Origin of the sequence: Paenibacillus bouchesdurhonensis, from assembly GCF_900155685.1 — a bacterium.
Classification (GTDB): domain Bacteria; phylum Bacillota; class Bacilli; order Paenibacillales; family Paenibacillaceae; genus Fontibacillus; species Fontibacillus bouchesdurhonensis.
Genome location: NZ_LT732548.1, coordinates 2,667,273 through 2,682,167, shown reverse-complemented (window position 1 = coordinate 2,682,167; position 14,895 = coordinate 2,667,273). Strand labels below are relative to the sequence as shown.

The following is a 14,895-nucleotide window of genomic DNA, read 5'->3' as shown; positions in this document are numbered from 1 at the left end:
TTTGAGGAACTGGAGCCCGTTGGCGAAACACACGGTAAAGCTGGATGGCGAATGGATTTTTTATCCCCACACCTTTCTTATGCAGAGCAGCGATAACAGCACGCCTATCGAACATACAGTCGATTACATATCGGTTCCGGACAGCTGGAAATTTCCCAAGGAGCAAGGCGTGAATCCATATTATGGATTCGGCTCATACCGCTTGCGAATTCTAGTCGATCCGAACCAGGGCAAATCCTTTGGCTTCCACATCACTAGCATCACGGCCTCGTCGAAGGTTTACGTCAACGGCCAATTGATCGGGCAAACCGGACAACCAGCGGAACATAAGGGGGCATACGAGCCGCTGGATCTTCCCTTTACCGCTTATTACACGCTGGAAAACGAGAATGTTCTCGATCTCGTCATTCAAGTAGCGAACTTTGATAACATACGTACAGGCGGGCTTAATCGACCCATAAAGTTTGGATTAGAAAATACACTTGATCGGGAAATTCACTTTGTGAGAGATATGATCCGTTTCGCTTGTATAGCTTACATGATCCATGCGCTATATGGAGTCGTGCTATTTTTTATCGGCAGCCGCGATAAGCGCTTGCTCTACTTTTCAGGCATGATTACTTGTATCGTGCTTGGAACGTTGCTCGACGGCGAGAGGCTGCTATTGGTGTGGCTGCCTTTTAATTATGAGTGGAGCATAAAAATTTTATTTATCACCATCATCTCCGGCGGTTATTTCCTGGTGCAAACGATCCGTCATCGTTTGCCTTATTGGCTGCGGACTACAGGTTCGCTCCTATATATCATCGCATGCATGGCGAGCATGTTGATCGTTCTGCTACTGCCTGTTTCCTACAGCCTAGTGCTGCAGCCTTTCTATATTCTGCTCATGTTTATTCCCTGCCTGCTAGCTCCGGCAGTTATGTTCGGCTCAACGATCAAGAACAGCAAAGAGAACATCTTCTTGCTGCTCGCTGCTATCGCGGCGATAAGCAGCTTGATCTGGCTCTTCATCCTTTATACGCTCCGCATTGAGATGGTGTCTTACCCGTTCGATCTGATCATTGCAACCATCTGTTTTGCAGCGTATTGGTTTAAGCGATATTTCCAGATTATTGATGATTCTCAGATGCTCGCCAGAAAGCTGCAAAGGGCGGACAAACATAAGGATGACTTTCTAGCGACGGTCGCCCATGAGCTGCGAAACCCGCTGCATGGCATATTGAATATTTCACAGTCCGTATCCGAGAGGGAGAAAAATACATTGGGCGACAAAAGCGCCAAGGATCTTGATTTGCTTGTTACGGTTGGACAGCATATGTCCTTTATGTTGAATGAGCTGCTTGATTTGGGCAGGCTTAAGGAAAACCGTATCAAGCTGCAGCCTGCTCCTGTCTCCATTCACAGCTTGACTGCGGCCGTTATCGACATGCTGCAATTTATGACCGAGGGCAAACCTCTCCAGTTCAGCAATCGGATTCCTAGCGATTTCCCTCTCGTCATGGCCGATGAGAACCGCTTGATTCAAATTCTTTTCAATCTTTTGCATAATGCCGTCAAATATTCGTATGCTGGCGAGGTATCGGTTCACGCATCGGCAGCGAACGGATGGGCGACTATTTCCGTAGCCGACTCTGGAATCGGCATGGAGACGGAGGTATTGAAGAGAATCTTTGAGCCCTACGAGCAAGCAGTTCAAGGCATTACCGCGCTAGGCGGCGGCTTCGGCCTTGGGCTCAGCATTTGCAAGCAGCTCGTCGAGATGCATGGCGGAACAATGACTGCCAACTCAAAGGCAGGCGAAGGCTCGGTATTTGCCTTCACCTTGAAAATAGCCGAATCTTCTAAAGCGGCTCATGAACCGATATCCCTTCCGGTATCCAATGCATTTCAAGTGTCTAGCACTTCAGAATCAGCGGCAACGCTAGAGCCAATAAGCGATCGCGTCCGGCTGCTGGCAGTCGATGATGATCCGGTCAATTTGAAGGTGCTGGAGAGTATATTTGCGACCGAACCCTATGAAGTCATTACGGCGACTAGCGGTCAGGATGCACTATCAAAGCTCGACCGGTGCACCTTTGATTTAGTGATCAGCGACGTCATGATGCCTAACATGTCCGGCTACGAGTTGACGTCCCGCGTACGAGAGCGCTATTCGCTGTCCGAGCTGCCTGTGCTGCTGCTGACGGCATACAGCAGAGACGAGGACATTGAGGCTGGCTTCCGGGCGGGCGCCAACGATTACGTTACCAAACCGATGAAGGCGACCGAGCTAAAATCGCGTGTCAAATCTTTAACGAAGCTAAAAAAATCGGTAAACGATCGTCTACGAATGGAGGCAGCTTGGCTTCAGGCCCAAATAAAGCCGCATTTCATACTGAATACGTTCACGGCTATTGCTGAGCTCAGCAGAGTGGATATGGAGCGCATGGACGCCTTGGTTGAGGAACTGAACCATTTTATTCGGCTAAGCATCGATTTCCAAAACTCCGATCAAGCCGCTTCGCTAGAGCATGAACTTAGCCTAGTGCAATCCTACCTCTATATCCAAAAGGAACGATTCGGGGGGCGATTGCAGGTCATTTGGGAGGTCGATGATTCAATTCAGATCTTTATTCCCCCGCTCACGATTCAGCCACTCGTAGAAAACGCAGTCATCCACGGCGTATTGAAGCGTTCAGCAGGCGGAGAGGTGAGGATTGGCATTACGCAGAACGAGTATGAGGTTGAGGTGCGAATTTCGGATAACGGGATTGGCATCGCGAATGATAGGCTTCAGACAATCCTCGAGCGGCAGATCAATCACCGCACGGGGATTGGCCTTCACAATACGGATAGGCGGCTGAAGCAGCTGTACGGAAGCGGTCTGAAGATCGATAGCAAGCTTGGTGAAGGAACCACGGTGTCTTTTTCCATTAGAAAATAGTACAAAGCAAAGGCTTGAATCTATTTAGCAAAGCCGTCAACAAAATAGGATTAGAATAATACAAGAGACACTAACCTTAAAGTCGGTCAGTGTCTCTTTGTAATTTCTCACGTTTTTCGAGAATGCTTACTCTCCTTTTAGAACTTTATGTAGTATCGCTATTATGTACACTGGGATAAATCTCCCCACATCCTGCCTTCATGAAGCTACTCTTTCCCATTCAATACCTCGATCATCATGGAAGCCCCCAGCTTAAAACCCTGGACGAATGTCTCCATATTATGTATCGAGTTCGACTCTCCTTGCAAATCCAGCATTGCTTCAAGCTGCCTGAAATCCTCTTCCGACAGCCTCTGCCTCCACATCTGCATCATCTCGGATATCTGACGGCTCAACGCACGGTATTTGGGATCATCGGGAACAATCTGCTCGCTCGGATACAGTTTGCCGTAATAGAGTTCTTCCAAGAAGCTTTTCATTGTTTGCCCCTTTCTGTTATTACTTAAACTATTATATTGTAAAGATACCCCAGTAAGAGCTTTTAGCGAAATTATCGCTAACAAATAATATTAAGAACCACGATTACATTACAGCACCCGTGGTTCTATAATTTAATAGTAATTAAATTCAACATTAAATAATATTCTATTATGTCTGATCGAATTCTAGATCAAGCATATACTTATAAGCTTGAAGCACTTCGATGTTTTCAAATCGTTTAACACATGACTATATTTCTTCAAATTACCAAAGGTTGCTTTATGACTAAGTAGAGAGTTGTCTTCTAGGGGGTATTTTCGAGTACTTATGGTATTTCTATCTGTTAAAATACAAATACCAACGTTTGAGTTATGGAGGATGCTGCTAACCTTGCTGAAATTCGATTCACAGGTAACTAGACATACATGATTAAAGGCTGCATAGTAATCGTTAATTTGGGTACTTAACCTATCTAATGAATCTAGTTCCGTCTTGATCTCATATACCGCCGCTTTTCCGTTGTCAATAGCGGCCTTATTTTCAAATACATTTATTTCATTTTGCGGTTCACCTTATCTTGAAGTCAATAATTTATTTCTTGAGTTAATCATACGGTATCTTCACTACAGTTTCCACAAGATTTGCATAGATATTCAGCCTATTTATCGGATCGGTAATTCCTTATTATCCATCTAATTCCGTTAGGGCATTCAGAACAAATGTTCCTGTTATTATATTATATCAAACCCTTTAGAGAGCAACAATACATAAAAATAAAGCTAAAATTCTAACTAATTTATTTTCCTTTCGCCAAATGCTACAATAAGGAAGTCAAGCATCATCCTAAATCCGATAGGAGTGTGGCAAATGGCTGTTGATGTGTATTTCAATTTTGATGGCAACTGTCGTGAGGCTGTAGAGTTCTACGCCGATGTATTTAACACCGAAGCACCACAAATCATGACCTTTGGAGAAGCGCCGCCGAATCCGGAGTACAAGCTTCCCGAGGAAGCGAAAGATTTAGTCATGCATGCACGCATCAACATTAACGGAAGCAATGTCATGTTCTCCGACGTCTTCCCGGGAATGCCTTATGTTCAGGGCAACAACATTACCCTGGCCTTCGTCAGCACAGATCTGGATGAAATCAAATCCGTATTCCATAAGCTGAAGGAAGGCGGTACGGTGAATATGGAGCTGCAGGAGACGTTCTGGAGCAAATGCTATGGCAACATCAAGGACAAGTTCGGCACGGAGTGGCAGGTCAGCCACGACAGCGGCGAAAGCGCAATGTAATTTAACGACTGAAGGAGCACAATAGCTCGCATCAATAATAATGCACCAAAAAGCAAACATCCCATCACACTGCACTAGTGTCATGGGATGTTAGTTTATGTTGATCGGTCAGCGGTTCAATTCGCCTCGATTACCAAATATTCGATTCCTTCACTCTTTCATCCAGAAATGCGAAGTCATCGTCCCGCAATGGCTCGACGGTTCCTTTTTGATAACCTTTCCCCTTCGTGGAGAAGAAATCATGCGTGCTCGTCTCCGTGCGAATTCCATTCAGCACCACCGGGTTGATCTCTTCCTCTTCAAAGACCGGCTCGATGCCTAGGTTCATAAGCGCTTTGTTCGCGTTGTAACGAATATACTTCTTCACTTCATGGGTCAAGCCGATCGGATCGTACAGCTCCTCAGTGTACTCCAGCTCATTCTTGTATAGATCCATCAACAGCTCGCTCACGAACTTCTCGGCAAAATTCTGCTCTTCTGCGCTCAACTGCTGGAATACCTCCTGCGCAAGTAGTCCAACGAATACCCCGTGCACGCTCTCGTCGCGGATGATCAGCTTAATGATCTCGCCGCTTGCTACCATTTTGCCTTGTCCCGCCAGGTATAGCGGGTAGAAGAACCCGGAGTAGAATAAGAAGCTCTCCAAGAAGACCGAAGCTACCATCGCCTGATACAGGCTTAGCAGATTCCCCTGTTCAATATCTCGATAATAGGTGTCAATTCGGTGCGTCTTATACTGCAAATATTTATTGCCGCGCACCCATTGGAAGGTATCGCCGATCATCTCACTGCTAGCCACGGTCGTAAAAATCGTACTATAGCTCTTCGCGTGGATTTCCTCCATCGCCGCCTGAAAAATTAGAATCGCCTTCTTCTGCTTCCCTTCCACATGCTGCGCAATCAGCGGCATGCCGACGTTTCCTTGCTCCGTGTCAAGCAGCGTCAGTCCGCCCAATACCTTCATAAACGTATTCTTCTCGTCGCCGCTCAGCTCCGTCCAAGATTTCAAGTCCTTGGATACCGGAATTTCCGTGTCCAGCCAAAATTGCGACGTATTCTGCGTCCAGAGCATTTCCGTATATTCTGTTTCAGGTGCGTTCCAGTTGACCGCTTCGAACTTTGTCATTCTATCTTTCCTCCTGTATTCTGCGAGCAGCTTCACTCACCGCACTAGCCATTACTAGCTAAATTTCTTGTATCAAAGCAGCTTTGCCGCTTAAATAACGCAGCTGATGCACTCCTCGATCGTTCTTTTTCTCGTACGAGTATAATAAAGCGTCTTTAGCCCTTTTTTCTGTGCATAAATATAGTATTTCGCCAAATCTCTTGTTGTCAGGTTATCCTTCACGTACAGAATCGTCGAAATTGCCTGGTCGATATGCACCTGTACCTCGGCTACAAGATCGATCAGATTGAACATATCCATATCATAAGCTTCTTTATAGAAGAAGTAATTGCTCTCGTTCAAGAACGGCATCGGGTAAATCGTCTTGGAATCCCCGTACTCCCGCTCTTCAATGCGCTGCGTAATCGGTGCGATCGAAGCCGTTGACGACTGCAAATACGATATCGAACCCGTTGGCGCGATGGCCAGTCGATAAGCATGGTACAGCCCGTGCTTCATCGTCTCTTCTTTCAGTAGCAGCCAGTCCTCCCGAGTAGGGATATGATGCCCCTCAAACAGCGCCTTCACCTTATCGGTACGCGGCGAATAGTCATTCTCCTCATAGCGCTTGAAATACGCCCCGCTCGCATATTCGCTGCGCTCAAAGTCCTTGAACTTTACTTGTCTCTCTTTGGCGATTAGCATGGAGCGCTCGATCGAGTAATAGTTCAGCATCATAAAGAACGTCCTTGCAAAGTCGATCGCTTCCTTCGACTCATAAGGAATATGGTTCAGTGCCAAGAATCCATGCAAGTTCATTGCTCCAAGGCCGACGGAATGCAGCTCCCGGTTCGCTTTCGCCACGGATGGCACGATTTCCAGCTCAGTACGGTCTGAAACCTCGGTCAGTGCGTCCATTGCCAAATGAACGGTTTCCTGCATCCGCTGGTTCTTCATCACATTGACAATGTTCAATGATCCCAGATTACAGGAAATATCGCGGTTGATGACATCCTCCTGCCCGTAATCATTGATCGTTGACACTTCGCTCAACTGCGCAATTTCGCTGCAGAGGTTCGAAAATTTGACGCGCCCGATGTCTTTCAAGGCATGCTGCTCATTTGTGTTATCTACATACATAATATAAGGGTAGCCGGACTCCATTTGCGTCTGCGCGATTTTGATGATCAGGTCGCGTGCTACGATTTTCTTCTTGCGAACTCTCGGGTTATTCACAAGCTCATCATACATGGCCGTTAAATCCATATCATCCAGGTGAACGCCGTATTCCTGAAAGACGGTATGCGGGTAGAACAAATACATATCCTTATCCTGCTCCACCAGCTCGAAGAATTTATTCGGTGCAACGACGCCAAGAGACAAGGTTTTGATGCGGATTTTCTCGTCGCTGTTGATCTTCTTTGTATCTAGAAATTCATGAATATCCGCATGGAACAAATTGAGATAGACGACTCCGCTGCCATCCCGCTGGCCTAGCTGGTTCGCATAAGAGAACGCATCCTCGAACAGCTTCATTACCGGCAGCACGCCGCTTGCCTTGCCATCCAGTCCTTTGATTTGTTCGCTCGCCGCGCGAATTTTACTGAGATTCAGGCTGACCCCGCCCCCGATTTTACTTAACTGCAGCGCCGAATTGATCGCGAACCCAATGGAGTTCATCGAATCATCGACTTCCAGTAGAAAGCAGCTGACCAGTTCGCCGCGGCGTTTTTTTCCCGCATTCAGAAATGTTGGCGTAGCCGGCTGATATTCCTGTGAAATCAGGACATCCGCATAGTCATTCGCTTTCTTAATGTCGCCGTCGCCAAGGAACAATGCCGCAACGGCAATCCGATCCTCGTAGCGCTCCAGAAACTTCGTTCCGTCATTCGTCTTCATCGCGTAGTTATTATAGAATTTAAAAGCGCTCATAAATGAAGGGAATCGAAACTTGCGAGCATATAACGCTTCATATAGCTTCTTCACTTCCGCAAAATCATATTTAGCGAACAGCTCTTCTTCATAATATTGATGCTCTATTAAATAATCGATTTTCTCCTTAAGATCGTGGAAGAAAACCGTATTCTGATTGACGTAATCAACAAAATAGCTTCGAGCGGCCTCCAGGTCTTTATGGAACTGGAATTGCCCGTCCTTTTGCACCATGATTTCATTATTAAGCTGTATCCAATTGGGAATTTGCGTTTGCGTGACGGTTTGAGTTTGAGTAAGTGTAGACAATTTGCTTAACCTCCTGTTTAAATCGCTCGACATCCTTCTTGGTGCCGCTGAGTTCGAATTTCATTAATAAAGGGACGGAGTACATTTCCGCCACCTGATCTCCGGCAAGTCCGTAACGGACGCCCCAATTCGTGTTGCCGCTCGAGGCAACGCCCTGAAGCAGTTCGCCATTGTCCTCCAGAAATTTCAGGGTCGACTGTGGCACTTGGCCAAATCCCGTCGTGTATGTAATGAGTACAAATGGCTGGTCAACGACCAAGCCCTCTTGAATCTGGACATGCTCTACATCCAGTTTACCGACGAATCGCTTAACGTTTCCCGTCTTCGAGTCGTAGACAATGAGCATTGCTTTCCCTCCCGTAAACAAATAGCCCATCCCAGGAGATGAGCCATCGGCAGCATCCTTCTTAATTAGAGTCATTCTTATCCATCATCTTTCACACTATATATGGTGTATACGACCACCTAGCCACACTAAATATAGTGCGCCTTTGTAATATACCTGTTTTCCCATAATTAATCAAGAGGTATTTCCCCAAAATAAAAAGCCTTCGTTTGCATTGGCGATTTTCCCGTTAAAAAAGCTGCGACCCCTGCCGGATTTGCAGTTCGTCACAGCTTTATTGCTATACCTTTGTTTTTGAGAGCAAATAGAGAAAATATGGTGCGCCAATGACCGACACGACAATTCCCGTCGGAATTTCCGAGGGCTGCAATATCCAGCGGCCAATCGTATCGGCAACAATAACCAGCAGCGCCCCTATCAAAGCCGATGTCGGCAATAGCAGTTGGTGCTTAGGGCCAACAAGCCTCCTTGCCAGATGAGGTCCTATCAGACCGACAAAGCCAATCCCGCCGCTCACCGCAACGGAGGAGCCTGCCAAGCCAACCGCCGCGGCAAGCAGCAGCAGACGCTCTTTCTCTACAGGTGCGCCAAGTCCTGTTGCCGTGTTCTCGCCAAGATTCAGCACGTTCATGACCCGGGCTTTATAGAATACATACGGAAGAAGTATAATGATCCACGGCAGCAGCGCAAGTACAAATTTCCAGTTGGAACCCCAAATACTTCCCGCCAGCCAAGTCGCAACAAACTGATACTTATTCGGATCGAGCTTCAGCGTCAGTACGATCATTGCCGCGCTAATCCCGGCGGCTACACCAATTCCCGTAAGAATGAGCCTTGTCGGCGATATTCCTTCATTCCGCTTATAAGACAGCACATAAATCAGTGCGGCGGTGAATCCAGCACCAACTAGCGCCAGCACAGGAAGCAGAAATATGGAACCAGCTGACGTCGCCGGAAAGAAAGAAACATACAGCATCACCATAAGCCCGGCGCCAGCATTAATGCCAAGAATGCCCGGATCAGCCAGCGCATTGCGAGAAATCCCTTGCAAAATACAGCCCGATACAGCTAGTCCTGCACCGATCAGCACGGAAATGACGATGCGCGGAAGCCGAAATTGAAACAAGATAAGCGACTGCTTTTCCGTTCCCATGCCAAATAGCGTTTTGACTACATCAAGCGGCGACAAACGGATATATCCCGTATTCATACTCACAATAAAAGCACAAATAATTAAAATGCCCAAAATCGTCATCACAACAACCCCGCGCTTCATTCTCCGTTTGTTCGAAGATGAAGACACTGCTTGAACGGGTTCCATCTATAGCTCCCTCCTCTCTTTACGCGCAAGATAGAGGAAGAATGGCACGCCAATCAGGGCGATGAGCGCCCCAATCGGCGTTTCGAATGGTGGGTTGATCATTCTCGCCGCAAGGTCGGCAAAGACGACAAGCAGACTGCCCAAAATCGCTGAGCAAGGTATGATTGAGCGATAATCCACTCCAACAAGAAACCGGGTTAAATGCGGAATAATAAGTCCCACAAAGCCGACGGAACCGACAACCGCTACCGCTGAACCAGCCAAAATGAGCACGATAACCGTTCCTGCCAGCTTAACAAGCCCAGTACGTTGTCCTAGTCCGACAGCCACCTCTTCTCCAAGACTTAACATCGTAATTGATCTGGAGAGTATCATCGCACCGAGAATGGCTCCTCCTACCCAGGGAAAAATAATTTTCAACTGGAACCACTTCGTTCCGGCAACACCGCCTGCCGACCAAAATGCCAGATCCTGCCCGATGCGAAAATACAACGCTACCCCTTCGCTTAAAGCTACTAGCAATGCGCTGACAGCCGCCCCGGCTAATACGAGACGAACCGGAGTCAGTCCCCCTTTCGCCAGAGAACTGATCCCGAATACAAGCCCGGCACCCACTCCAGCACCCAGGAAGGAATACAAAATGAGCAGATTAAATGATAATCCTGGAAAAAATGCAAAGCACAGCGCCAACGCGAAGCCCGCCCCCGCATTAAGCCCAAGCAGCCCGGAATCCGCCATTGGATTTCGGGTCATTCCCTGCATGAGCGCGCCCGCGACGGCGAAGCTCGCGCCAACCATCGCTCCGCCAAGCACACGGGGCAGTCGCAGTTCTTGAATGATCTGGTGCTGGGTCAGCTCTGGATTAAAGCGAAACACCGCTTCCCAGACGGTAAGGAACTCAATGTCCGCCGCACCAAAGGAGACAGACAACGCAATTCCAAATAGGAGAGCCGCTATCCCCCCTAATAAGATAAAGGAAGTGACCATGGGTCTTGTCCGCCGCTTCGATGCGGGTAAACGCTCCTCCGTCTTTGTACCTTCCAACAACTCTGTCATACTAAGTTCTCCTCATCCTTCAGCTCGAATCGGTAAGCTCGATTCATGGAATTAATGATTATTGGGTTAAGCTTTCGACAATGAACTCCAATTGTGCTTCTAAAGAAATCGGATCGTTGAAATATGAGCCCGCAGCATCAAGCGGAAACACACGATTATTTTTGACAGCCGGGAGATCCTTCCAAATCGTACTTTCAAATACAACATCAGGGTTAGCATCGTCCCCCGACCATGGGCTGGTGAATATAAAGTCCCCTGCATATTCAGGCAGCACCTCCAGCGATATGCTGGCCCACCCTGTGCCGCTGTCAATCGCCTCCTTCTGGAGAAGCTCAGGCGCTTTTAGCTGAAACTCGCCATAAATGATTTCCCCGCCTCTGGCATAATTATGGCCGAAGGCGTATATTCCTTTGGAATAAGGCTGTAAAATAGAAATCGTTTGATCCCCCACAGCAGCTTTCACTTTTGGTTCATTATCAGCGATCAACTGCTCCCATTTGGAAATCCATTTCTTCGCTTCATCCTCTTTGCCGATCATTTTACCGAATTCCAGCAATTGTTCCCTTAACGGAAGCTTACCATATTCCACGCCAACTGTCGGGGCGATTTTGGATAGATTATCAATATGTGCTGTATCCGCAGCGGCAAATTCGATAATTAAATCAGGCTGCAGCTCCAATATTTTCTCCACTGATTTCCCGTCCCCCAAATTTTCAATCCCGTCCAAATGACCTTTGAAATATGGATTGCTCAATACATGCTGCGATACGCCGACAGGCTCGATCCCCAGCGCAAGGAAGTAGCCTACATAACTATCCGCCAATACGACGACACGCTGCGGATTCCGCGGTATTTCCACCTCGCCGTTCGCCGCTTCATATGTAATTGTTCCAGTATGATCGGCATTATTGCTGCTGTTCGCAGAATTGGCCGATTCCAAATTAGCAACATTCCCGGCGCTAACATCAGAGCCTGAGCTGGATACAGGATCAGCTACCGTATTTTTCCCGCAAGCGGACAGCATGCCCAACAGTAAAATAATGATCATAGCATAACCGAATCTACGTACTTGATGGTTTCTCATCTCTATTAATCTCCTCTTCTTAATATCGCTAGTGATTACTTATCGTTGACTAGAAGCCGTCTAATCCTTTGACTCAATATTCATTGATATTGATAATCGTTCTCATTATATGTCCTTAGATAAATATCGTCAAGATAATACTTTGATGTTGTGGAGTTACCCCCGAGGCCATTTAGCAGGAGTCGCCGCAATAGGCTCCAGTTCGTTCGCCCAATCCACCGCGGAATCGCCGCCCCCGGAGATCAGCACTCGTTTTCCGCGGAATACCTCCAGCTCGCAATGATAAATAAAAATACTGTAGGCGTTTTCGTATTATGGCTAAAGAAATTGGGAGAATTCCACGCAAGTTGCCCTTCGTCACATCGTTTTCTCCTTGCGAATCATAACGATCGTTTGCGCAGCGACTCTTTCAATATTGAAATACCAGTCCATGGCTGCCGCACGATCCTGCATCATTTTAATGCCATACCGGTCACTGCTAAGTTGTTCCCCCCGATCAAAACCAACTCCATCATCCATGATGAGACATTGCCACCCCTTGTCCGCAATATGGCCTTCAATTTGAACCTCGGACGCATTTGCATGCTTGCGAATATTAAAGAGCGACTCGCGTATCAGCGCAAACAGCTCGATCTTGTCCCGTGCCGAAAGCAGCTCCTCCGGGATGTCCCAGTTAACTCGGGATTTCAAATTGGACTCCCTCTCCAGCTCCTCCAGTATACTGCTGATGCCTTGCATCCAGGATATGGATTCGGGGGTCACCGGATAGCGCAAATTCGCGATCGCTTGTCTTGCATCGGTATTCATCCGATAAATATTCTTTTTCAATTTCTCGAACGTGATTTTGTCGGAAACCTGCACCTGCTCTATTTTATTGATCTGCGTATTTAGAAGGAACAAAGACTGGGCTATGCCGTCATGAATCTCCCTAGCTATTTTTTCACGCTCCTCCAGTGCCGCTTTAAGCGCTTTAGCTTCGTTTAATTCCTTTTGAATAAGCTCCATTTTTCTGAATAGCTGAGTCAACAAAAGAATAGACACCAAAAATACGATGGCTGGAGTTAGCCAATTTCCAAGCTCCATCGAAATATAGGCAAGCAAATATTCATGACGAATATACTCCCACAGTCCAATTGTGATAGTAGGAATAATAAGAATCAGCCATTTGATTTGTTTATACGACATCCGCATATACAGCCTCCAGATAAGATGACATTGCTGCTGCCAGCTATCCTTACTTTAATGGAAACTGTTCTTGCGAACAATGTACGGTTATAAAAATATCGTACTGTCAGTAATAAGAAAGGGGACGATTCGGCAAATGTCACCCGTGCCAAATAGCGATATGGCCGAAACAAAGCTATTTCTGGAATAAAAAATCAGGGGTAAGTAAATGTTTATATTACCTGCAGATTCGAAAGGAGGAATAAGCGAGATGCCGTTATGGAGAAGAATATTGCGCAAACCATCTAAAAATTCGGCTAATATTTCTGAATCGAAAAATGCGTCATCCGCCAACAGCCCGTATTCCCTTGACAATCCCCCTCCTTTCACTGAACAAGAACAGCTCGGATGGCGTTTGCCATGGATCAAGCAAGAGCTTGAAAATTGCTCGGATGTCGTATACCGCCAATTCTCAATCAGCACTGGACAAGCTTGCACATTAATTTATCTAAGAGGCATGGCCGACCAGACGACGATCCAAGATGTCATCATGCGCGGCCTGCTGAATTATGACCCATCCAAGGATGGTGATCTGATCCGCTTTCTGTTTGAGGAAAAAGCGATATCCGTATCCGAGATTCAAATCATCACAGATAGCAATCAAGCCATTTCCACCGTCCTCAGCTCAGGAATAGCGTTAATTATTGATGGAGAACCTAGGATTATGACCTTTCCTTCCGTCTCCTCGTTCTCTACCAGAGCGATCGAAGAAGCTCCGAATGAATCGGTCATTCGCGGACCAAGGGAAGCCTTTATCGAGAGTCTTGAGACGAATCTGACCATGGTGCGCAGAAGATTAAAGAGCAAAAATTTTAAGACGGAAGAAATTACGATGGGCACGGAAACGAATACAAGAATCATCATTGCTTATATCGATGGCGTCTGCAAACCTGAGCTTGTCCGGGAACTTAAAAGAAGGTTATCCTATCTGGAAATCGACGGTGTCGTAGGCTCCTCGACCTTAGAGGAAACGATCGAAGACTCCCCCTTCTCCCCTTTTCCGCAAGTGGAATATACTGAGCGGCCCGATATCGTCAGCGCCTCACTGCTTGAAGGGCGTGTATCCATCATCGTGGACGGTAGCCCCTCTGCGATTATTGCTCCGGTTACTCTGGCCATGCTGATGCAGACCGCAGAAGATTATTATCAGCGTTACATCGCGGCAACGTGGATTCGCTGGATTCGCTACCTGTTTCTCATCGTTTCTCTGCTGCTGCCATCTTTATACATCGCAATTACGACTTTTCATCCGGAAATGATTCCTTACAAATTGTTAATGACCATCGCTGCGGCTAGAGAAATCGTGCCCTTTCCCGCCTTTGTCGAAGCCTTTATCATGGAGCTTGCCTTCGAAGCTCTACGGGAAGCTTCGATACGCATTCCCAAGTCCATCGGCCAGGCAGTATCGATTATTGGAGCGCTTATTATCGGCACCGCAGCGGTTCAGGCGGGGATCGTCTCAGCAGCCATGGTCATCATTGTCTCGCTGACCGGGATTGCCTCTTTTATTATCCCCCATTTTGATCTCGGGCTGTCTATACGACTGCTCCGCTTTCCGATAATGGCTTTGGCCTCCATTTTGGGTCTGTTCGGAATCACCTGTGGATTAATCATTCTCTATATCCATTTGCTTAATCTCAAATCTTTCGGAATACCTTACTTGTCACCTTTCACCCCGCTTGTCAAAGCGGATCTGAACGATACAATTTTCCGTGCACCTTGGTGGGCGATGCAGAACCGCCCTATACTCTCAACGCATAACGAGAAGCGCCAGAAGAATAATGCGCGCGGCTGGGAAAAGCAAAAGGAGGAATGA

At 47.1% G+C, this 14,895-nt stretch carries 12 protein-coding genes and 1 pseudogene; 3 read left to right on the top strand and 10 right to left on the bottom strand.

The genetic code is table 11. The features are described 5' to 3' along the window. Window position 1: 1 nt before the first annotated feature. The gene (locus tag CZ379_RS16385; RefSeq protein WP_234404928.1) at window positions 2–2,926 is read left to right on the top strand and encodes a hybrid sensor histidine kinase/response regulator; all 2,925 of its coding nucleotides are present in this window, start codon (window positions 2–4) and stop codon (window positions 2,924–2,926) included. Between the two features lie 206 nt (window positions 2,927–3,132). On the opposite strand, the gene CZ379_RS16380 is transcribed toward CZ379_RS16385, so the two are convergent. Both CZ379_RS16380 and CZ379_RS26255 read right to left on the bottom strand, forming a co-directional pair. Beyond that, window positions 3,133–3,405, bottom strand: a complete 273-nt coding sequence (locus CZ379_RS16380; protein ID WP_110932599.1) for a DUF6809 family protein — start codon at window positions 3,403–3,405, stop codon at window positions 3,133–3,135. Between the two features lie 186 nt (window positions 3,406–3,591). Continuing rightward, window positions 3,592–3,933 (bottom strand): sce7726 family protein, encoded by a 342-nt coding sequence (locus CZ379_RS26255; protein WP_267890519.1) that lies wholly within the window; start codon window positions 3,931–3,933, stop codon window positions 3,592–3,594. Window positions 3,934–4,273: 340 nt separating this feature from the next. On the opposite strand from CZ379_RS26255, the gene CZ379_RS16375 reads away from it, so the two are divergent. Further along, on the top strand, window positions 4,274–4,702 hold the full coding sequence (locus CZ379_RS16375) for a VOC family protein (RefSeq protein WP_110932598.1): 429 nt from the start codon (window positions 4,274–4,276) through the stop codon (window positions 4,700–4,702). 130 nt (window positions 4,703–4,832) lie between these two features. On the opposite strand, the gene nrdF is transcribed toward CZ379_RS16375, so the two are convergent. The 8 genes and pseudogenes from nrdF to CZ379_RS16340 form a co-directional block, all read right to left on the bottom strand. Beyond that, a complete protein-coding gene (nrdF, locus tag CZ379_RS16370; RefSeq protein WP_110932597.1) occupies window positions 4,833–5,828 on the bottom strand; it encodes a class 1b ribonucleoside-diphosphate reductase subunit beta in 996 nt (331 codons plus the stop codon). A 90-nt stretch (window positions 5,829–5,918) separates the two neighbouring features. Then, entirely contained in the window at window positions 5,919–7,973 is a 2,055-nt protein-coding gene (gene nrdE / locus CZ379_RS16365; protein WP_234405055.1) for a class 1b ribonucleoside-diphosphate reductase subunit alpha, read from the bottom strand. 10 nt (window positions 7,974–7,983) lie between these two features. After that, window positions 7,984–8,394, bottom strand: coding sequence for a class Ib ribonucleoside-diphosphate reductase assembly flavoprotein NrdI (nrdI, locus tag CZ379_RS16360; RefSeq protein ID WP_110934418.1), 411 nt, complete (start codon window positions 8,392–8,394; stop codon window positions 7,984–7,986). Between the two features lie 280 nt (window positions 8,395–8,674). After that, window positions 8,675–9,715: a FecCD family ABC transporter permease gene (locus tag CZ379_RS16355; protein ID WP_110932595.1), complete on the bottom strand. Its 1,041-nt coding sequence runs from the start codon at window positions 9,713–9,715 to the stop codon at window positions 8,675–8,677. After that, window positions 9,716–10,702 carry a FecCD family ABC transporter permease gene (locus CZ379_RS16350; RefSeq protein ID WP_407668706.1) on the bottom strand — a complete coding sequence of 329 codons (987 nt, stop codon included), beginning with the start codon at window positions 10,700–10,702 and terminating at the stop codon, window positions 9,716–9,718. It abuts the gene before it with no gap. 127 nt (window positions 10,703–10,829) lie between these two features. After that, window positions 10,830–11,855 (bottom strand): iron-hydroxamate ABC transporter substrate-binding protein, encoded by a 1,026-nt coding sequence (locus tag CZ379_RS16345; protein ID WP_110932593.1) that lies wholly within the window; start codon window positions 11,853–11,855, stop codon window positions 10,830–10,832. A 180-nt stretch (window positions 11,856–12,035) separates the two neighbouring features. Next, a pseudogene (locus tag CZ379_RS26695) lies at window positions 12,036–12,131 on the bottom strand (hypothetical protein); the annotation flags it as partial. 81 nt (window positions 12,132–12,212) lie between these two features. Further along, the gene (locus CZ379_RS16340) at window positions 12,213–13,040 is read right to left on the bottom strand and encodes a sensor histidine kinase (protein WP_110934417.1); all 828 of its coding nucleotides are present in this window, start codon (window positions 13,038–13,040) and stop codon (window positions 12,213–12,215) included. 250 nt (window positions 13,041–13,290) lie between these two features. Here CZ379_RS16340 and CZ379_RS16335 point away from each other — a divergent pair, with 250 nt between their 5' ends. Continuing rightward, a complete protein-coding gene (locus CZ379_RS16335) occupies window positions 13,291–14,895 on the top strand; it encodes a spore germination protein (RefSeq protein ID WP_110932592.1) in 1,605 nt (534 codons plus the stop codon).

Coding starts and splice junctions, on each gene's coding strand:
- CZ379_RS16380 (WP_110932599.1), bottom strand. CDS start 3,405: ATGAAAAGCTTCTTGGAAGAACTCTATTACGGCAAACTGTATCCGAGC.
- CZ379_RS16375 (WP_110932598.1), top strand. CDS start 4,274: ATGGCTGTTGATGTGTATTTCAATTTTGATGGCAACTGTCGTGAGGCT.
- nrdF (WP_110932597.1), bottom strand. CDS start 5,828: ATGACAAAGTTCGAAGCGGTCAACTGGAACGCACCTGAAACAGAATAT.
- nrdE (WP_234405055.1), bottom strand. CDS start 7,973: ATGGTGCAAAAGGACGGGCAATTCCAGTTCCATAAAGACCTGGAGGCC.
- nrdI (WP_110934418.1), bottom strand. CDS start 8,394: ATGCTCATTGTCTACGACTCGAAGACGGGAAACGTTAAGCGATTCGTC.
- CZ379_RS16355 (WP_110932595.1), bottom strand. CDS start 9,715: ATGGAACCCGTTCAAGCAGTGTCTTCATCTTCGAACAAACGGAGAATG.
- CZ379_RS16350 (WP_407668706.1), bottom strand. CDS start 10,702: ATGGTCACTTCCTTTATCTTATTAGGGGGGATAGCGGCTCTCCTATTT.
- CZ379_RS16345 (WP_110932593.1), bottom strand. CDS start 11,855: ATGAGAAACCATCAAGTACGTAGATTCGGTTATGCTATGATCATTATT.
- CZ379_RS16340 (WP_110934417.1), bottom strand. CDS start 13,040: ATGTCGTATAAACAAATCAAATGGCTGATTCTTATTATTCCTACTATC.
- CZ379_RS16335 (WP_110932592.1), top strand. CDS start 13,291: ATGCCGTTATGGAGAAGAATATTGCGCAAACCATCTAAAAATTCGGCT.